General features: G+C 60.9%; 21 protein-coding genes and 1 pseudogene. 11 read left to right on the forward strand and 11 right to left on the reverse strand.

Annotation, left to right across the window (positions count from 1 at the left end; all coding sequences use genetic code 11):
- Positions 1-603: 603 nt before the first annotated feature.
- The 6 genes from AC1DS5_RS24660 to AC1DS5_RS24685 all read right to left on the reverse strand — a co-directional run bounded on the left by AC1DS5_RS24660 (position 604) and on the right by AC1DS5_RS24685 (position 6,167).
- Positions 604-1,437 carry an IclR family transcriptional regulator gene (locus AC1DS5_RS24660; RefSeq protein ID WP_477720877.1) on the reverse strand — a complete coding sequence of 278 codons (834 nt, stop codon included), beginning with the start codon at positions 1,435-1,437 and terminating at the stop codon, positions 604-606.
- A gap of 82 nt (positions 1,438-1,519) precedes the next feature.
- Entirely contained in the window at positions 1,520-2,239 is a 720-nt protein-coding gene (locus tag AC1DS5_RS24665) for an SDR family NAD(P)-dependent oxidoreductase (protein WP_477720878.1), read from the reverse strand.
- 530 nt (positions 2,240-2,769) lie between these two features.
- Complete coding sequence (locus AC1DS5_RS24670) at positions 2,770-3,765, reverse strand: tripartite tricarboxylate transporter substrate binding protein (protein WP_477720879.1); 996 nt, start codon at positions 3,763-3,765, stop codon at positions 2,770-2,772.
- A gap of 37 nt (positions 3,766-3,802) precedes the next feature.
- The gene (locus tag AC1DS5_RS24675) at positions 3,803-4,534 is read right to left on the reverse strand and encodes an SDR family NAD(P)-dependent oxidoreductase (protein ID WP_477720880.1); all 732 of its coding nucleotides are present in this window, start codon (positions 4,532-4,534) and stop codon (positions 3,803-3,805) included.
- A gap of 2 nt (positions 4,535-4,536) precedes the next feature.
- Positions 4,537-5,064, reverse strand: coding sequence for a 2,4'-dihydroxyacetophenone dioxygenase family protein (locus tag AC1DS5_RS24680; protein ID WP_477720881.1), 528 nt, complete (start codon positions 5,062-5,064; stop codon positions 4,537-4,539).
- A 269-nt stretch (positions 5,065-5,333) separates the two neighbouring features.
- Entirely contained in the window at positions 5,334-6,167 is an 834-nt protein-coding gene (locus AC1DS5_RS24685) for an undecaprenyl-diphosphate phosphatase (protein WP_477720882.1), read from the reverse strand.
- A gap of 75 nt (positions 6,168-6,242) precedes the next feature.
- Here AC1DS5_RS24685 and AC1DS5_RS24690 point away from each other — a divergent pair, with 75 nt between their 5' ends.
- Both AC1DS5_RS24690 and AC1DS5_RS24695 read left to right on the forward strand, forming a co-directional pair.
- Positions 6,243-6,911, forward strand: coding sequence for a DUF924 family protein (locus AC1DS5_RS24690; protein ID WP_477720883.1), 669 nt, complete (start codon positions 6,243-6,245; stop codon positions 6,909-6,911).
- A 190-nt stretch (positions 6,912-7,101) separates the two neighbouring features.
- The gene (locus AC1DS5_RS24695; protein WP_477720884.1) at positions 7,102-7,692 is read left to right on the forward strand and encodes a DUF3455 domain-containing protein; all 591 of its coding nucleotides are present in this window, start codon (positions 7,102-7,104) and stop codon (positions 7,690-7,692) included.
- Between the two features lie 11 nt (positions 7,693-7,703).
- On the opposite strand, the gene AC1DS5_RS24700 is transcribed toward AC1DS5_RS24695, so the two are convergent.
- On the reverse strand, positions 7,704-8,702 hold the full coding sequence (locus AC1DS5_RS24700) for a LysR family transcriptional regulator (protein WP_477720885.1): 999 nt from the start codon (positions 8,700-8,702) through the stop codon (positions 7,704-7,706).
- A gap of 138 nt (positions 8,703-8,840) precedes the next feature.
- Here AC1DS5_RS24700 and AC1DS5_RS24705 point away from each other — a divergent pair, with 138 nt between their 5' ends.
- Together AC1DS5_RS24705 and AC1DS5_RS24710 are read left to right on the forward strand one after the other, a co-directional pair.
- Positions 8,841-9,833 carry a Bug family tripartite tricarboxylate transporter substrate binding protein gene (locus tag AC1DS5_RS24705; protein WP_477720886.1) on the forward strand — a complete coding sequence of 331 codons (993 nt, stop codon included), beginning with the start codon at positions 8,841-8,843 and terminating at the stop codon, positions 9,831-9,833.
- Between the two features lie 53 nt (positions 9,834-9,886).
- A complete protein-coding gene (locus tag AC1DS5_RS24710; protein ID WP_477720887.1) occupies positions 9,887-10,327 on the forward strand; it encodes a DoxX family protein in 441 nt (146 codons plus the stop codon).
- 130 nt (positions 10,328-10,457) lie between these two features.
- Here AC1DS5_RS24710 and AC1DS5_RS24715 read toward each other — a convergent pair whose 3' ends face one another.
- Positions 10,458-10,877: a hypothetical protein gene (locus AC1DS5_RS24715; protein WP_477720888.1), complete on the reverse strand. Its 420-nt coding sequence runs from the start codon at positions 10,875-10,877 to the stop codon at positions 10,458-10,460.
- A 130-nt stretch (positions 10,878-11,007) separates the two neighbouring features.
- Between AC1DS5_RS24715 and AC1DS5_RS24720 the strand changes: the two genes are divergently transcribed.
- The 6 genes from AC1DS5_RS24720 to AC1DS5_RS24745 all read left to right on the forward strand — a co-directional run bounded on the left by AC1DS5_RS24720 (position 11,008) and on the right by AC1DS5_RS24745 (position 16,350).
- Positions 11,008-12,846, forward strand: coding sequence for a glutamine--tRNA ligase/YqeY domain fusion protein (locus AC1DS5_RS24720; RefSeq protein WP_477720889.1), 1,839 nt, complete (start codon positions 11,008-11,010; stop codon positions 12,844-12,846).
- 130 nt (positions 12,847-12,976) lie between these two features.
- Complete coding sequence (locus tag AC1DS5_RS24725; protein ID WP_477720890.1) at positions 12,977-13,297, forward strand: transcriptional regulator; 321 nt, start codon at positions 12,977-12,979, stop codon at positions 13,295-13,297.
- Complete coding sequence (locus AC1DS5_RS24730; RefSeq protein ID WP_477720891.1) at positions 13,284-13,616, forward strand: helix-turn-helix domain-containing protein; 333 nt, start codon at positions 13,284-13,286, stop codon at positions 13,614-13,616. Before AC1DS5_RS24725 ends, AC1DS5_RS24730 begins: the two co-directional genes overlap by 14 nt.
- Entirely contained in the window at positions 13,613-13,966 is a 354-nt protein-coding gene (locus AC1DS5_RS24735) for a hypothetical protein (protein ID WP_477720892.1), read from the forward strand. Before AC1DS5_RS24730 ends, AC1DS5_RS24735 begins: the two co-directional genes overlap by 4 nt.
- A gap of 397 nt (positions 13,967-14,363) precedes the next feature.
- The gene (locus AC1DS5_RS24740) at positions 14,364-14,894 is read left to right on the forward strand and encodes a sensor histidine kinase (protein ID WP_477720897.1); all 531 of its coding nucleotides are present in this window, start codon (positions 14,364-14,366) and stop codon (positions 14,892-14,894) included.
- A gap of 43 nt (positions 14,895-14,937) precedes the next feature.
- Positions 14,938-16,350: an IS701 family transposase gene (locus AC1DS5_RS24745; RefSeq protein WP_477720893.1), complete on the forward strand. Its 1,413-nt coding sequence runs from the start codon at positions 14,938-14,940 to the stop codon at positions 16,348-16,350.
- Positions 16,351-16,424: 74 nt separating this feature from the next.
- On the opposite strand, the gene AC1DS5_RS24750 is transcribed toward AC1DS5_RS24745, so the two are convergent.
- A complete protein-coding gene (locus AC1DS5_RS24750) occupies positions 16,425-16,790 on the reverse strand; it encodes an ArsR/SmtB family transcription factor (protein WP_477720894.1) in 366 nt (121 codons plus the stop codon).
- A 198-nt stretch (positions 16,791-16,988) separates the two neighbouring features.
- Positions 16,989-17,690: an SOS response-associated peptidase gene (locus tag AC1DS5_RS24755; protein ID WP_477720895.1), complete on the reverse strand. Its 702-nt coding sequence runs from the start codon at positions 17,688-17,690 to the stop codon at positions 16,989-16,991.
- Between the two features lie 192 nt (positions 17,691-17,882).
- Here AC1DS5_RS24755 and AC1DS5_RS24760 point away from each other — a divergent pair, with 192 nt between their 5' ends.
- Positions 17,883-18,254 (forward strand): SPW repeat protein, encoded by a 372-nt coding sequence (locus AC1DS5_RS24760; protein ID WP_477720896.1) that lies wholly within the window; start codon positions 17,883-17,885, stop codon positions 18,252-18,254.
- 350 nt (positions 18,255-18,604) lie between these two features.
- Here AC1DS5_RS24760 and AC1DS5_RS24765 read toward each other — a convergent pair.
- Positions 18,605-18,779, reverse strand: a pseudogene (locus AC1DS5_RS24765) (IS4 family transposase); the annotation flags it as partial.

Here is an 18,779-nt window from a genome sequence, read left to right on the forward strand (position 1 = left end):
CGCGACACCGTAAGTTGTAGCATTCATGGCGGGACCTCCGTCTGAAGTGGTTGGTAAGAACTCCACTTTGGCACTCGATGCCGTTCGATGCGAGGTCCCACCCCCGGTTCGATTGCGGCGCCGAAATCAAAGAGGAAGGCGTCCATACCAATCTCGGTCCAGGCGGGGTCTCGCTCAACTCGCCTGCGGCTCAGACAATCGCGATCCCTGATCCGCCTGGCCCTGCGCTCCTCGGCGCAGACAGAAGGGGTTGAAGAAAAACAGCCAAAAACCACAAACCGGACACCGAAGACAAGCAAGGACACGCCATGGCGTGTCCTTGTGGTCTTGGTATTTGTGTATTTTGTATTGCTATCCGCTCCCCACCCGTGTGGCTGGGCCGAGCAGCACAGATGGAGGCGGGATCAGGGCCGCAGTTGTTTGAGCCGCAGGCGAGTTCTGCGGACCCCCGCCGGAGTCGAGCAGCGCAGGTTGCCCGTAGCGCAGCGAAGGGACCCAGACTTCGGGTCGCCTTCTCTTTGCTTACTTTTCTCTTGGCGACGCAAGAGAAAGTGAGTCGCCCGCCGGGGCGAGTCCCGGCCTCAGCCCTCAGCAAAAGAACACCTACAAAATATCCGCAGCAGAAAGCTCAGGCGTTTCCGCAATCCGCGCCGAAATCGCACGGCAAGCCTCCAGCAGCGGCGCCACATAAGCCTGCTCGGGATTGTCCTTCTGCCTGAACATCAGCGTGCTGACGCTGATCGCCGCCACCGGCTCCCCGTGGCTGCCCAGGATGGCCGCGCCGAAGCAAAAAATACCGGCTTCGTTTTCTTCGCCGTCCACCGACCAGCCCCGCTCCCGCGTGAGCCGCAGTTGTGCCTGCAGATCCGCCAGCTCGACCACGGTGCTGGGTGTGTAGCGCGGCATGGGTAAATTTTCAAGCAAGGGGTTCAGCGTGGCTGCGTTCAGCGCGGCCATATAGGCTTTGCCCACCGCCGTGGAATGCAGTGACACGCTGGTGCCTATGCGCGAGGCCATGCGTACCGCGCTCGGGCTCTCGAGTTTTTCGATGTACACCATGCTGGTGCCGTTGGGTACCGCCAGGTGCACGGTCTCGCCCGTGACATCGCGCAGGCGCTTGAGTTCGTCCACGGCCGCCAGTCGGAGTTCCGAACGGCCCCAGCTGCGGCTGGCCAGCTGGATGAGTCGCGGGCCCAGTGCAAGGGAAGCACTGCGCGTGTTCTCTACCAGCAGCCGCTCGGCCAGCAAGGCTGCAACGATGCGATGCACCGTCGGGCGCGGATAACCGCTGGCCCGCATCAAGGCGCCGACGTTGAGCGGCTCGGTCGAATCAGCCACCAGCTGCAGCACGTGCATGAACTTCGAAAACGACGCCGTGCCCGCCACTTGGGCCAGGGCAGGCTTGGTTACAGCGGAAGGTGGTCGGGAAGCGGGCATGGGCAGGGCGATGTGCGGTGAGGGCTGATGAACAAAAAGGATTATCCCTGCTGGCCCGGCCCGCAACGCGTCAGGAGACCCATCAGGACACCATGTAGCCCCCATCAACCGGCAGGATCACGCCGGTCATGAACGCCGCCGCCGGCGTGCACAGGAACATGGCGGCCTGGGCCACATCGGCCGGCGTGCCCCAACGGCCCAGCGGTGTGCGCGCCAGGATGGGGCCGGCGCGCGCCGGGTCGTCCTGCAGCGCCTGCGTGAGCGGTGTGGCAATCCAGCCGGGCGCGATGGCATTGACACGGATACCGTCGGCCGCATAGGCAATGGCCAGCGACTTGGTGAGCTGTGCCACCCCGCCCTTGCTGGCCGCATAGCCCGGCACCAGCCCGCCGCCAAAGAAGCTCAGCATGGAGGCGGTGTTAACGATGCAGCCGCGGCTGGCTTTGAGCCGTTCGCGCGTGGCGGTGCAGACCCGCATGGTGCCGGTCAGGTTGACGGCCAGCACCTGCTCGAACACCTCCAGGTCATGCTCGGCGCCGCGCTTGATGATGCCCGCGCAGTTGAAGACGATGTCGAGCTGGTCCAGGCCGGCCAGCGCCGCGTCCAGGCTCTGAGCCGACGTCACATCGGCCTGCCGCACGGCGACCGCCGCGTCCAGCGTGCCGTCGCCCGGCCCCAGCCCGAGGGCCGTGACCTCGGCGCCCAGCGCCGCGAGGTGGTTGGCAATCACGGCGCCTATGCCCTGCGTCGCACCGGCGACCAACGCCCGCTTGCCTTTGAAGAGTGCTGCCTGATAAGTCATGGGGATTCCTGGGTTGTCGGATAGGTGTAAAAGCAGCCTCGCCAGCGCAGGAGAGCCACGTCGCAGTGTCTCACTGCAACACGTGAGGCTGGGATGGGGGCCGCGACCGATGCAAAAGACTGAAGCTTTTTATACGCCGCCGGCCCTCACCCCAACCCTCTCCCAAAGGGCGAGGGAGCAAGAAAAGCGCATCGTACGCATTGAGCTGAGTAGTTACAAATCTTTCTCAAGATTTTGGTAACTACTCAGTCCTTCTTGTCTTGAACAGCGATGCTTCCCCGTTTTACGCCTTCCCGCCTTTGGGGCTGAAGCCCACGGCTCCGAGTCCGCCTGCGCGGACTTGGACGGGGCGAAGGGTCGCAGTGTCTCACTGCAACACGTGGGGCTGGGATGGGGGCCGCGACCGATGCAAAAGACTGAAGCTTTTTATACGCCGCTGGCCCTCACCCCAAGCCTCTCCCAAAGGGCGAGGGAGCAAGAAAACCGTGTCGCACGCATCGAGCTGAGTAGTTACAAATTTTGGCTAAACCCTAGTTCTTGATGTTCAGCTTGGCCATCAGCGTCTTGAAGTAAGCGCTGTCTTTGGCCATGTTGGCTTTGAAGGCCGCTTCGTCGGCATAGGCAAAGCCCAGGTTCTGTTTTTCCAGCACCTCGCGGAATGCCGGCTCATTGGCGGCCTTGAGCGTCACGGACTTGAGGTAGGCCACGACTTCTGGCGGCGTGTTTTTGGGCGCCGCAATGCCGCGCCAGGTGCCAATGGTCAGGTCGATGTTGCGCTCCTTCAGCGTGGGCACTTTCTCAAAACCCTTGACGCGCTGGTCCGCCATGACGGCCAGGGTTTTCAGCTTGCCGGCCTGCACGTAGGTCGTCACTTCCGCAGGGCTCACGGCCACCGAGTCCACATGCCCGCCCAGCAGCGCCAGCACGGCCGGGCCAGCGCCCTGGTAGGGGATGTGGTTGAACTTCACATTGGTCTTGTCTTCCAGCGCGGCCGCTGCCAGGTGCCAGATCGAGCCATTGCCCGCATTGCCCACGCCCACCGTGCCGCTGTCTTTGCGGGCGGCCGCGAGGAACTCTTCGATGGTGTTCCAGGGCGCATCGGCGCGCACGGTGATGGCGGCCTGGTCGGCGTTCAGGCGGGCAATCGGCGTGAAGTCGTCGTAGGTGAACTTGGCCAGGCCCATGTGCGGCAGCGTGGTGACCTCCACCGTGACCACCGCCAGTTTGTAGCCGTCGGGTTTGGCATTGATGACGTCCTGCCAGCCGATGGCGCCGCTGGCGCCGGGCTTGTTGACGATGACCACACTCTGCGGCATGTGTTTGCGCGAAGCGTCAGCAAAGGCGCGCGCCAGCGCATCGGTGCCGCCGCCCGGCTGGAAGGGCACGACCAGCTCAATGGCGTGGTTGGGGAAGTCGCGCACTTGCGCCCCAGCGTTGCCTGTCAGGCCCGCGGTAAGGGCCAGGGCGGCAGGCAGCAGGGCTGCCGCGGCAAAGCGACGACGTGTGAGCTTGTTGATCATCTTCATGTAAAGGTCTCCTGTTGTGGTTGAAAAACGTATCGACTCAGTAGGTGGCGCGCCCGCCGGAGAGGTCAAAAACCGCCCCGGTATTGAAGGTGCAGGAGCCCGAGCACAGCCAGGCCACCATCTCGGCAACTTCGGGCGTTTCGCCCAGGCGTTGCATCGGGCTTTTGTTGATCATGGTCTGCACATGCTCGGGCGCCATCTGCGCCAGGATGGGCGTGCGCACCGCGGCTGGCGCAATCGCGTTGACCAGAATGCCGGTGGTCGCCAGTTCCTTGCCCAGCGATTTGGTCAGCGCCAGCACACCCGCCTTGGCCGCGCTGTAGGCCGAAGCATTGGGCGTGCCCTCCTTGCCGGCCAGCGAGGCGATGTTGACGATGCGGCCCTGCCCGGCTTTGCGCATGTGCGGCACCACCGCGCGGCACACATTGAACACGCCCACCAGGTTGACCTCGACAATGCGCGTCCATGCATCCGGGTCGTAGGCATCCAGCGGCACCGTGGGGCCGGCAAAACCGGCGCTGTTGACCAGGAAGTCGATACGGCCCCAGCGCGCGCTGGTTTGCAGCGCGGCGCGCTCCACGCCCTGCCGGTCGGTCACATCGACGCGCAAGGCTGTGCCGGTGTCATCCGGCGCAGACAAGTCCCAGCTGACCACCGTGGCGCCACTCGCCTGCAGTTGCCGCGCCACCTCGGCGCCAATGCCGCTGGCCCCGCCCGTGACCACCGCCACGCTGCCCGCAAAATCGTACTGCGCTGTTGCGTAAGCCATGGTCAGCGGATGAACTGCTTGGTGTAGTCGGCGCCGAGGCCGACGCTCTCGAAGTGCTTGTTGCACATCTCGATCTTGGTGAACACGTCTTCGTAGCCCATGCCCTTGCCGTACGGGTCGGTGTAGTACATGACGCCATTGACCTGGAAGTAGGTGATCATTTCTTCCACGTCTTCCGGCACGTAAAGCGTGTGGGTCTCACCCGGCGGCTCAAAGACATAGCTGCCTTCGGTGGCCTCCCAGTCGTGCTCCAGGTAACGCCAGCGGCCCTTCAGCACAAAGCCATGCACGGCCTGCGGATGGCGGTGGCGGCTGAGCACGCCGGACTTGCGCACGCGCAACAGGTTCATCCAGTAGCCCTGGCTGGCATTCAGGCACAGCGGGCGAAACCACACGTTTTCAGCTTGCGGAACCCACAGCCGCTCATCGGTCGGAATGGCGTGCTGGACCACGATCTCCGGCAAGGCAGCCGCCGGGTTCGGAAATTGATAGGGCATCAGTGGGGAAGGGTCGGTCGTATCAACGGGCATGCAAGCCTCCTAAACATCCATATTGTGGACATGCTGTCTATATAGTGGTCATTCTACCGGCGACACGGCGCATCAATCCAAGGGCTTACCCTGAATTTTGAAAAGTGCACGGCAGCTAAGAGCGCAGCAGCTGCATGCGGCGCGAGTTCCCAACCCAACCCCAGCCAACCTCAACCGAAATCCCGGCCCTAATCCCCGCCCCAAAGAAAAACGGGCCCTGCCATTGCTGGCGGACCCGTCAAAAAAACGAGGGGGACGGTGCGGAATGCTCAGGGGGTCCAGGTCACCACACCGCTCCACGCGGTGGCCAGCACGACCACACCAAAGGCAATGCGGTACCAGGCAAACGGCACAAAGCTGTGGCTGGAGATGTAGCGCAACAGCCAGCGTATGCACAGCCACGCGCTAACAAAAGAAAACACCAGCCCCACCATGAACAGGGGCACATCAGCCACGGACAGCAGCGCACGCTCCTTGTACAGGCTGTAGACGCCCGCGCCAATCAGCGTGGGAATGGCCAGGTAAAAAGAAAAATCGGTCGCGGCCTTGCGCGACAGCCCCAGCAACATGCCGCCAATGATGGTGGCGCCGCTGCGGCTGGTGCCCGGGATCATGGCCAGGCACTGCACCAGCCCGACCTTGAGCGCATCCATCACCGTCATGGCCTCGACTTCATGAATGCGTGCGACGGCCGGGTTGCGCTCCTGGCGCTTTTCCGCCCACAGGATGATGAAGCCGCCAATGACAAAGGTGCTGGCCACCACCACTGGCGTAAACAGATGTGCCTGAATGGCCTTGCCAAACAGCAGGCCCAACACCACGGCCGGCACAAAAGCCACCAGCACGTTCAACGCAAATTGCTGCGCCTGCTTTTCAGTCGGAAGCGCCACCAGCGTGTCGCGGATTTTTTGCCAGTACACCAAAATGACGGCAAAGATGGCGCCGGTCTGTATGGCGATGTCAAACACCTTGGCCTTGTCGTCGTCAAAACCCAGCAATGCACCCGCAAGGATGAGGTGTCCAGTGGAAGAAATGGGAAGAAACTCGGTTAAACCTTCAACGACCCCCATGATGGCGGCTTTGATCAACAGTGCAATGTCCACTAGGAGGGCTCCTGAAATTTGAGCCCGATTATCGCCCGCCGTCCTGAGGGGCATTGCGGTTAAGCTGAACACGTCATGACCGAGCCCACACCCGCAACTTCAGGTAACACGCCACCACAAAATGTCGGCCAGGCCACGCCCGCCAGCGTGCTTGAATTCTGGCTGGCCGACGGCCTGGAAGGCGGCACGGCAGGCGGCTGGCCCACGCCGGACCTCGGCAAACGCTGGTTTGGCGGTGGCGCCGCGCTGGATGAGGAAATCAGGACGCGCTTTGGCGCGCAGGTCGTACAGGCGATAGGCGGCGGGCTGCAGGACTGGGAGCAGCAGCCCTTGCACCGGCTGGCCCTGGTGATATTGCTCGACCAGTTCACCCGCAACGTGTTTCGCGCAAGCGCCCAGGCCTTTGCGGGCGACGCACGCGCCCAGCAACTGGTGCTGGATACGCTGGCCCATCAGGCCGACCAGCAACTGCCCTGGGTGGCCCGCGTGTTCACCTACATGCCGCTGATGCACGCAGAAGACCTGGCCCTGCAGGATGAATGCATCGCCCGCTTTTCGCGGCTGGTGGCAGAGGCGCCCGACAGGCTGAAGCAGCGCATGCAAGGCCACCTCGACTATGCCCGCCAGCACCAGGCCATCATTGCCCGCTTTGGCCGCTTTCCCTACCGCAACACGGCCTTGGGGCGCGTCAACACACCCGAGGAAGAAGAGTTCCTGCGCAAGGGCCCGCGCTTCGGGCAATAGCGGCTCCCGGGCTTTTTTATAAGCGCCTGTTTTATTGCCAGTGCTTGTTGTTGCTTGTTGCTATAGGCATCAAGGCATAAACGGGCATAGGGCAGCGCCTGCATCCCGCAATGGCTTAGCGCAGCGTCCTACAGTTTCTTACATGGTTTCAGGGTGTACTTGGCAACAGGTCAACAACCTGAGGACTCCCATGAAAAGCACACACAACACCCTGTGGGCGTACAGCAAAACTGCTGCAGTCACTGTGGCCATGGTCACCGGCACCGCCGTGTTGCTGGCGGCCTGCGCCGGCGTCAAGCCGCCTCCGAAGGAATACACGCAAGAGCGGCTGGATGATCAAATCCAGGTGCCGCCCGGCAACGTCGTCGCGCTGGAGACCACCGCGACCGGCCTGCTCAACTATGAATGCAAGGCCAACGCCACCACGGCCGGCACCATGGGCTGGGTGCTGGTGAGCCCGCAGGCTGACCTGCTCGACCGCACCGGCAAGCAGGTCGCAAAATACGCCGGCCCACCCGCCACCTGGACGCACATGGACGGCTCCAGCGTTGTTGGCGAGCAGGTAGCCATTGCACCGCGCCGGGGTGCCACCAACCTCCCGCAGCAGTTGTCCAAAGGCTCGCCCGGCCCCGCCGCCGGTGTGCTGCAAAACGTCACCTACATCCAGCGCATCAAAACCAAAGGCGGACAGGACCTGAGCAAGGCCTGCACGCAAGCCGACCTGGGCGACAAGCTGACGCTGCCCTACCAGGCCGACTACATTTTCTGGAAAGCAGCTTGAACAATGACGACTCACTTCGGATGAGAATTGGGTGAGCGCGCCCCAGGAGTGGCGGCCCTTGTAGCGGCCTTTGCAGCGGCCTTTGTTTCGGCTTGCACGCTCCGGTCTGCGCTCCACTTCTGCTGCATCACGTACGCCAGCAAAAAGTCTGAAAATCCCTGGGCCGCCGGTGACAGCGGGCGGTCTTTCTTGGTCAGCAGGTAAAACTTCCGTCTGAGCGTGGGCGCCTGCAGCAAACGGGTTTGCAGTCCGTAAAGATTGAGTAGCGACGTGGCATACGGCAGGCAGGTCGTCACCCCCAGTCCGGCACTCACCATGCTGAGCGCCGTGGTCATGAAGGTGACTTCCATGTCGGGACTCAGCGTCAGGCTGCCGGATGCGGCCTGCAGATCCGCACTTAGCCTCTGCGTGTATTCCCCCTGCAGGGAAATCAGCGGATATTGGGAAATATCTGTCCAGGTCACGCGCTTCAATTTACCCAGCGGATGATCCGGCGGAAATACCGCGACAAACGGTATTTCGAACAGGCTGTGTACCGCGATTTCAGGTGATACCTCCCGTTCCGGCCCAATGGCGAAATCGACTTCGCCACTGTGCACTTTGGACTGCACCGCCTCCACCGCGCAGTCCGAAAGTCGAATCTGCACCGCCGGGTATTTCCGGTTGAATGCCGCGATGGCGTCGGGCATCAGCGTACAGGCCATGAGCTGCGGCGCAGCGACCCGGACAACACCACTCTTCAAGGCCTTCAGGTCATGGATCGCGTGGTACGCCTCATCAAGGTCCTGCAGGATGCGTGTGGCCAGAGGCAAGAACTCGCTGCCGACCTCGGACAGCTGCACTTTGCGCGTGCTGCGGTAAACCACCTGCACGCCCAGCACGTGCTCCAGTTCCTTGATCAACCCGCTCAGCGCCGACTGGGTGATGTGCAGTTGGCTGGCCGCCTCGGTAAAGCTCGCGGACTTCGCGACAGCCACAAAGGCACGTAATTGACGCAAGGTCACATTCATCGGATTAATCGGATTACGTAATAAGTTGATATGAAAAAGTTGATTGAATAATAAGCCAGATTGTCTTCTACTCGCATCGCGTACGAAACGCCTCGCTCAATCTCATTCAATATTTCAAACGCCCTGCAGGAGACAACCATGCCTTATCTCAATTTCGGGAGCCGCCTCGCCATGCTGCTAACCGCCATCGCGGTGTCCGTCAGCGCCCAGGCCCAGGCCCCGACCCAGAGCTTCCCCAGCAAGCCCGTGAAATGGATCGTGGGTTATCCCGCCGGGGGCGGCTCGGACTTCCTGGCGCGCACCGTGGCGGCCCAGATGTCTGTGCAACTGGGCCAACCGGTGATCATCGATAACCGGGCCGGCGCCGGCGCCATCATTGGAGCCGAAGCTACAGCCAGATCGCCGGGCGATGGCTACACCCTCTTCACCGCAGATAACGGTGTGCTGATCTACAACCCGGCGCTCTACAAGCGCCTGCCATACGATCCCGAGCGTGACTTCGCGCCCCTCGGCCTGATGGCGCGGACACCGCTGCTGATTGTTGCCGCGCCCAATGCCGGGATCCGGAATGCCCGGGAGCTGATGGACGTCCTCAAGAAAAATCCCGGCAAGCTGAACTATGGTTCACCAGGAAACGGCAGCCCTCACCACCTGGCCATGGAACTCTTCAAAACGCGAACAGCGGCTTTCGCGGTGCACGTTCCATACCGCGGGGCTGCGCCCGCCATGCAGGACGCCATGGGCGGCCAGATACCCCTGATGATTGTGGACACGTCGACCGGCATGAGCGCCATCAAGGCCGGCAAGCTGGTGCCGCTGGTGGCGTTTTCGGCAAAACGTGTTTCGCAGCTGCCCGACGTACCCACCATGATCGAGTTGGGCTACAAGGATGTTGAAGCCTATGCATGGCAGGGCATGGTGGTTCCCGCCAGCACGCCAAACGACATTCGGCAAAAGCTTTCTCTGGAAATGCAGGCAGCCGTCAATAACCCAGGCATCCGCAAGAAACTCGAGGAGGCCGCCTGGGAATCCGTTCCCAGTGACGCAGCCTTGATGTCGGTGTACACCTTCGCCGAAACGAAGAAGTGGCACCAACTGATCCGCGAGCGCGGCATCACCCTGGAACAGTAGACAGCCCACCCTCACCCTATTCACCCTATTCAAGAAACGCAATGGAGACATCAATGACGCACAACAACTCTGCACTCAACTCAGCAATCAACCCTGCACTCAGTCTCATGCTGGGCCGTACCCTGCTGGGCGCCTTGTTCCTCATCTCCGGTCTCGCCAAGATCGGGCGGTTCGCCGGTATCGCTGCTTTCATGACATCCAAAGGCCTGCCCGCCGCCGAAATGCTGCTCATGGCCACCATTGCGCTGGAGGTGGCCGGTGGCCTTGCCCTGATTGCGGGCTGGCGTGTCCGGTATGCGGCATGGGCCCTGCTGGTCTTCACAGGCCTGGCAGCCGTGATCTTTCATGCCTTCTGGGCTGCGGAAGCCCCTGCCTACCAGAACCAGTTGAATCACTTTCTGAAGAACGTCGCCATCATGGGTGGTCTGCTCTGCGTCGGCGCTGCGGGCGCCGGGTCCTGGAGCTTTGATGGACGCCAGCCGACAAAGGCATGAATGCCTGCACCGACTTCGGCTGCACCCATAAAAAAGCCTGCACGAAGCAGGCTTTTTTTGATTCAGGCTTGATCCGGTTCTGATCCGGTTCCGATTCAGACCGGATCAACACGGCTATCAGCGATAGATATCAACGCTGGTAGTAAACCGGGGCATAACCCTGGCGGTAACCATATCCACCCCGGTAGCCGTCGTCGTCGCGGTCATGGCCATGCCTTTTATGCCAGCCGCGATGGCCGGGCTGGACATAAACCACTTGCGGCGGGCCATAGTAGTAAGGGCGGGGTTGCACAAACACCGGTGCGGGCCGTACATAAACGGGCGCCGGCTGGTAATAAACCGGTGCAGGCTGCACATACACGGGTGCCGGCGTGTACACCGGGTAGGCGTTGCCCACGTTCACCGACACACCGGGTGAGCCCACGCCCACCGACCAGTACACGTCGTCTCTGGCCTGGGCAGCCCCGGCAAATCCCAAGGCGGCCACGGCCAAGGCGGCAGCGGCGCCGGCCAGGGCTACGGAGCGGTTTGTCTTGATGGCTGTCTTCATTGTCTTTCTCCTTAAAGGCATGGAATGCCCATGTGTTTATTAAACGCTGGATACCGGTAACGGCTTACCGCATGCACAGTTAAGAAAGTAGCCAAACGTAACGCTTTGCCCAACCGCCTAAAATCAACGCATGACCTCCCCCGCCCCCTCCAAAGCTGGCCCCAAGGGCACTGCTGCCGCAGCCCCCGCCGACAAAGAAGCCCACAAGCCCAGCAACTTTTTGCGCCAGATCATTGAAAAAGACCTGGCCGAAGGCACGTATGCCACCCGCCGCTGGGGCGGCGGCCCCGGCGATGCCGCCCACCACGCCACCGGCCAGCCCGATCCGGCCAGGGTGCGCCTGCGCTTTCCGCCCGAACCCAACGGCTACCTGCACATCGGCCACGCCAAGAGCATTTGCCTGAACTTCGGCCTGGCGCGCGACTACGGCGGCGTATGCCACCTGCGCTTTGACGACACCAACCCCGAAAAAGAAGACACCGAATACGTCAACAGCATCATTGACGCGGTGAAATGGCTGGGCTTTGGCTGGGAAAACAATGGCCCGACAGGCCAGGAGTCCAACCTCTACCAGGCCAGCGACTACTTCGACTTCATGTACCGCGCCGCCGAATACCTGATCGAAGCCGGCCACGCCTACGTGGACGAGCAGACCGTGGAACAAATACGCATCAATCGCGGCGACTTTGCCCACCCCGGCACCGACAGCCCCTTTCGCAGCCGCACGCCCGAGCAAAACCTGGCCCGCTTTCGCGAAATGCGTGACGGCCTGCATGAAGACGGCTCCATGGTGCTGCGCGCCAAGATCGACATGGCCAGCCCCAACATCAATATGCGCGACCCGGCCATCTACCGCATTCGCCGCGCCACGCACCACAACACCGGCGACAAATGGTGCATTTACCCCATGTACACCTTTGCGCACCCCATCGAGGACGCACTGGAGCAGATCACCCACAGCCTGTGCACGCTCGAGTTTGAAGACCAGCGCCCGTTTTACGACTGGCTGCTCGACCGCCTGTGCGAAGGCGGCCTGGTTGCCACCCCGCACCCGCACCAGTACGAATTTGCCCGCCTCAACCTCACCTACGTGCTCACCAGCAAGCGCAAACTCGCGCAACTGGTGTACGACCACAAGGTCAAGGGTTGGGACGACCCCCGCATGCCCACCATCGTCGGCCTCCGCCGCCGCGGCTACACCCCCGAAGCGATTCAGCTCTTTGCCGAACGCATCGGTGTGACGAAAAGCGACAGCTGGATTGACTACAGCACGCTCGAAGGCGCCCTGCGCGACACACTAGACCCCATCGCCCCCCGCGCCATGGCCGTGCTCGACCCCGTCAAGCTGGTGCTGACCAATTGGGACACGGTCATGGGCGCAGGCAAGCTCGACGACTGCAGCGCCCCCGTGCACCCGCACCACCCCGAGCTGGGCAAGCGCAACTTCAAGATCGGCAAAGAGGTGTGGATTGAACGCACCGACTTTGAAGAGACGCCGCCCAAAGGCTTCTTCCGTTTATTCCCGGGCAACAAGGTGCGCCTGAAATACGGCCACGTCATCGAATGCACCGGAGCTACCCGCGACGCCAACGGCCAGGTCACCGAAGTGCAGGCCACGCTGATCCCCGACACCAAGAGCGGCACGCCCGGCTCAGACGCCATCAAGGTCAAGGGCGTGATCACCTGGGTGGGCGTGAACGACGCGGTGCAGGCGGAAGTGCGCCTCTATGACCGCCTCTTCAAGGAAGCGCACCCCGGCACGGGCGAGAAGGACTTTATGGAAGAGCTGAACCCGGACAGCCTGAAGGTGGTGACGGCGTATGTGGAGCCTTCACTGGCAAACGTGCCAGCTGGCCAACGTTTTCAGTTTGAGCGGCATGGGTACTTTGTCACAGACTTGGTTGACCACAAGCCGGGGAAAACCGTGTTCAATCGGGTGACGGGGATGAAAGACAGTTGGGGGAAATAAACCCCCGTCTACAGCGGCTCGGCGAGCCGCTTTTTTTTTGCCCTGTCGCCATGCACCTCAACAATGCATCATTTTAAATACGGCATTGCCGTATAATCATTAAAAAACAAAGAGCGAGGGAGAGGCATTCGTGCTGACCATTGTAGAAACGCCGACATTCCAGCGCCTGTGGCCAGACTACTGGACCGAAGAAGAGCGGGGTGAGTTCGCCACCTGGCTTGCATTGGCGCCCGATGCGGGCGACGTGGTTCCTGGTTCTGGTGGCGTGCGCAAGGTTCGGTGGTCACGCAAAGGCACGGGAAAGCGCGGCGGTGTGCGTGTGGTGTATTTCAACCGTCTTGCAAACGGCGAAATCTGGCTGCTCCTGATCTACGCCAAGAGCACACAAGACAGCATTCCCGCAGCCGTGCTGCGGGTTCTGAAACAGGAGATTGAAGATGCCGATGACTGACAAACAACTGGCCAATCGCGACGCGAAGCGCAACCTCGGCGCAGAACTGCTGCAGTCCGTGCGCGAAATGAAAGCTGGCAAAGGCAAGGTAGTGGCGCGAGTCGAAGTTCCGCCGGTAACCCATGCCCGCATGAAGTCCGGACTGTCGCAGGCCCAGTTTGCCGAACTGCTGGGTGTCTCGGTGCGCACTCTGCAAGACTGGGAACAAGGCCGCCGACAACCGTCTGGCGCGGCCCGTACTCTGATCACCATTGCAGAGTTGAAACCAAAAGTGCTGCAACAGGTGTTCAAGGATTTGGCCGGAACACCGACTGCATGAACGTTGCGCGCCGTAACTGCAGAATGAACTGCCACGGGCATGATCGTCTGGGCAGGAACAACGATGCGGAGCGGGCCAAAGTGCGCCTGTATGACCGCCTCTTCAAGAAAACGCATCCCGGCACAGGCGACAAGGATTTTCTGAAAGAGCTGAATCCGGACAGCTTGAAGGTGATGGCGGCGTATATAGAACCTTCACTGGCCAATGTCCCTGCCGGCCAGCGCTTTCAGTTTGAGCGGCATGGGTACCTTGTCACTGACTTGACCAGGTATGAAAGACTCTTTCCTTCGATAAGCTCGAGCCAACCGCAGACAACAAAAGCGAGTTGCATTGAAGTGTTCCAAAAATAAAGGGGTTTCAAATGTACGTTTTTTGCTTTCCCAAGCCCAAGTCGCTGATCGATTTGCAACATGACAAGACGCTCGTAGCACGTCTTCGTTCACCTGCAGAACTGCGCAAATCAGTACAGATCGCGGTGATAGACGACCAACCGTTTGCGCCTGAACATAACTTGAAAAACAACCAATTTCAAATTGTCACTTACACCGACATCCACAAAATTGATCAACTTCAAGAGTTCCCAATAATATTGTGCGACCTACAGGGCGTATCAATTCTGCCTTGTACAACACGGCATTCGAACTTCAGGATTTATTAGAAACTGATTTTTCTCATAGAGTCAGCTCTGCATCTCTTGCAAAAAGCGTCGTGAGTCTTTCTGAACTTTTGCGGGGGCGGATCGACTTCATGGAGTTCATCGCGAATCCAAACACTAAAAATGTCACTCGCGGTGACATCTACGTCTATAGAAAATTTGACAAGGTGCAACGATGTTTTCGAGTTACGGCCTACAAACGAGGGATAGATTTTTCGATAAGCGGTTCATCCACAAAGAGCACTTATGGTCCACCCATATTTGATCTCGTTCCTTATTTACTTTTAGATAACGCAGTCAAGTATTCGCCAGATAAATGTCCAGTTCAAATAGTTTGCAATGACGGAGCCCAATCTATTTTTTGCTCTGTTACTTCTCGAGGACCACGAATCACCGAAGCAGAACTCCCTGACATCTTTTCGCCCGGGGTCCGCGGAGAAAATGCTGTAAGGTCAAAAAAGGAAGGCTCAGGCCTTGGGTTGTCTGTGCTTAGAGTTGTAGTCGACGAAGTCTTTGGAGGCTCAATAAAGGTTACCCAGAGCGAGGACAAAGCAATAATCAACGGAGTGCCATATTGCGACGTGACCTTTGAGGTAAAGCTCCCTAGTCTTACTGTGTTATAAATAAAGGCGTTGCCAATACTTCTTAAAGTGAAAGGTGCGCCTGATGGACGAACTGCGCGAGTTTGATCGGTACATGGCCCACCTGAGTGAGGGCTTGGGCCACGCAGATCGGCATGCCGGCTTGCGCGGCTATTGTTCTGGCCTGATGGCGCCTCTGAAGCGCAAGAGCGTGGAACCGATGGCGGCGCACCTGGCGCCCGCGACGACGCGTTCTCGCCATCAGTCGCTGCATCACTTTGTGGCCGATTCCGCGTGGTCGGACGCGCAGATGCTGTTGCGGGTTGCGCAGTGGGTGGTGCCTGCAATGGACTTCAGCGATGGTGGCTGGTGGATCATCGACGACACAGGTTTCCCCAAGCAGGGGCGCCACTCGGTCGGCGTGGCCCGGCAGTACTGCGGCATGTTGGGCAAGCAGGACAACTGCCAAGTGGCAGTCAGCGTCTCGCTGGCCTGCCAGAACGGCAGCGTGCCTGTCGCCTGGAGCTTGTACCTGCCCAAAGAGTGGGCAGACGACAAGCCGCGGCGTGAGAAGGCGGGCGTTCCGCCTGACGTGCAATTCGCCACCAAGCCGACGATCGCACTGTCTCAGATCGAGCGCCTGATGGAGCAAGGCGCGCCCCGACACTGCGTGCTGGCCGATGCCGGCTATGGGGTGGAGACGGCATTCCGTGAACGCCTGAGTGAGTTGGGTCTGCCCTATGTAGTGGGCGTGACCGGTCAGGTCACGGTGTGGCCACCGGGGCACGCGCCACTGCCGCCCGAGGCATACAGCGGCCGCGGCGCGGTGCCCAACAGGCAGCGCCTGGGCGAGGCCAGGCGGCAGCGGCCGCAGTCGGTCAAGGAACTGGCGGTCGATCTGCCGCCCTCGCAGTGGCAGACCGTTGAGTGGCGCGAAGGCACCAACTTCACCCTGCGATCCCGATTTGCCCGGGTTCGGGTGCGTGCCGCCCATCGGGACCGTGAGCGCACGCAGTTGCGCCCCGAGCAGTGGCTGCTCATCGAGTGGCCCGAAGGCCACCGTGAACCTATGAAGTACTGGCTGTCCACGTTGCCCGAGGATGTGCCGCTGCAGCGCATGGTGTTCGAAGCCAAGATGCGCTGGCGCATCGAGCGCGACTACCAGGACCTTAAGCAGGAACTGGGGCTCGGCCACTACGAAGGCCGGGGCTGGCGGGGGTTTCACCACCACGCGAGCCTGAGCATCGCGGCCTACGGGTTCCTGATGGTCCAACAGCTACGGCACCCAGAGGGCGCCGGTAAAAAAAACTCCGCCTGCCGCTCGGAACCTGCCCTACCCACGCATTACAAACCTCGCGGAAGCCCAGCGCACGCAGCGCCACGTCCCATCGTCCATGACAACCTTGCGGCTGCGTATCGCCGCAGCCTTGCTCGCGACGCTGCCTCGTTGCCCTTGCTGCCTGCGCGTAAACGTAAGGCTGCGCTTGTGACACAGTAAGACTAGCAAGTCGTGAACAATCAATTCCAGGTGCCGACCTGCCGGAGCAGGGTGGATCACTTCGCAACAACTGCTTAGCTTTTTTCCACGGAACGCTTCAATATCCCCAGCGCCTGATCCCACTGCTGCGCAATCAACTCCAGCGAGCGACGCGCCTCATCCAGTTGCTTCGGGTCAAACTGCCACAGCCGTTCCCGCCCCACCTTCACGTGATGCACCAGGCCCGCATCGGCCAGCACATGCAAGTGCTTGGTCACGGCCTGGCGGGTGATGTCGGTGGTGGAGGTCAGTTGGGCAATCGACACGGCGCCGCCCACACACAGTACGGCCACCAGGCGCAAGCGGGTTTCATCGCCCAGCGCGGCGAACACGCCTGCGGGGCCGGGTTGCGGTGACAGTGTTTCGGGCGCCTTACTGGGTGCCTTACTGCGGGGAGACATATTTCTGGATATTTTTCATCTGCCCTTCCCAGCCGCCGTCGTTCATGCGGAAGGCTTCTTCGCGGGAATCCGGGGTCAGATTCCAATTAAGTCGCGATCAAGCTCCTTGCTTTTTGAGGCGACGCAACGACCCGGGCTGCATTGGCTATGACGCAGCGGATCACGTGATCCTCGCTCAGTGGCTGTCCCAACCGCCGATCAGCGGCTTTTCTCAACCGGGTTGGCTGTCAGCCAGTTGGCCGGGTAGGCCCGCATGAACTCTCGGGCCTTCTCTGGGCGGGTGCTCAGCCATGCGTCGTAGGCACCCTCGTTCAAGATCACCAACATGCGTTTTTCATTGCCGGGCTGTTGGTAGCGGCTCATCAGAGCGTGGCTGTTGGCGTTCACGGTGAGCAAGGTGTAGCTGATGATGGCCTCGCCCTCAGCCCCCGTCCAGCTTTCCCACAAGCCCGCCACACCCATGGGCTCGCCGTCCACCCGGGCAATGCGGGTGGGCACGGCCTTGCCACTGCGCCAGTCGTCTTCCATAAAAGCCCTCATCGGCACGATGCAGCGCTGCCCGGCCAACCAGGCCTCGCGGAAGTTGTTGGACGTGGTCACTGTTTCTGACCGTGCATTGACCAGCTTGGTCGAACGCAGCTTGGCATCGGAAGCAGATTTGACCCAACGTGGCACCAGGCCAAATTGCCCGGCCACCAGCTCACGGGACAGCTCACGCGGGGGCTTGTCGGCGTCTGCGGCCTGTTCGGCCTCTTCGGTTTCCTTGGCTTGGGCCGCGCGGATAAAAACACCCGGTTGGCGCGGCCACACTTCGCGCCCCACGGTTAAAGCGGGGGCGGCCACATGGAAGGCATCGGGGTAAAGCGAGGCGATGTGGACGCTCTCATAATGGGTACTCATGCACGATGCTATCGCAATGCAGCGATCAGCCGCTGCATAACGACCCCGCCCATCAGCAGGGCTCTGATGCATTCGGTTTTCCGATGCGGAAGTCGCGGATATCCGCAGCGTGCGGGGCCAGGAACCAAGTGCTTCGTGGCGGATTCCAACTTACGTCGCGGGCTGATCGACTCTGGCGACAGGAGGTGTTCCATGAAGCAACTGAAACTTCGGCATTGGCAGGATGTGGTCAATGCCTTGGTGGGCTTGGTCGTCATGCTGTCGCCTTGGTGGCTAGGTTTCACCGATTCAATGGCGGCAAGCGCGAACGCCGTTGTGATCGGCTTGGCGCTGATCGCCGCCGCCATGGGGGCGATCCTCGTGCCGCGCCCCTGGGAGGAATGGACCGAGGCCGCGCTCGGCATCTGGCTGATCATGTCGCCCTGGATGCTGCAGTACGCGCTTGAACGCGAGAACCGGCTGGTCATGGTGGCGCTCGGGGCGGTGATCGTCCTGATCGCGACTTGGACCCTGCTGGTGGACAAGGAATACCGCTCCTGGGGCAGCGACTGGGGTGTCCATTGAACCAGCGTCCTACGCGTGACCGAAGTCCTGCCGCTCGATGACCGGCGGGGAAATCAAGGTCAGATTCCAATTAAATTCAAGTTCTGCTCGCCAGCCCCAGCATGGCGGCCATGCCACTCATGGGCAGCTCGGCTACCGGCTTGGTCGAACGAATGACCCCCGCAAGGCCAGACGCTGGATGAGGTGAAGCAGCAGTCGGCAAATGCGGCGGCGCATTTACTTCACTTCACTTTTGAGGCCGCCGGCACCAAAGGCCGTATATAAGACTGCTACCCCGTTGAAACTTCACCATGCCGACACTTGCTTTCTGGGAGACGTCCATATAAGCATTGCCTTAATACGAATGGCACTTACTTTGGCTCATAGGCATGACCATGCCTCTGGACGTGTCGGCGAGCCTGGTCGCGGGGCACCTTCAACCAGGGGTAGGGTTTGGGCCTTCGTTTTCGCATTCGCGGCTCGATGCGTCCGGGTCGATGGCCGACCCTGCATTGTGCGATCAACGTGAATAGCCGCCCGCAATCC

Source organism: Polaromonas sp. P4_H1 (assembly GCF_056400945.1).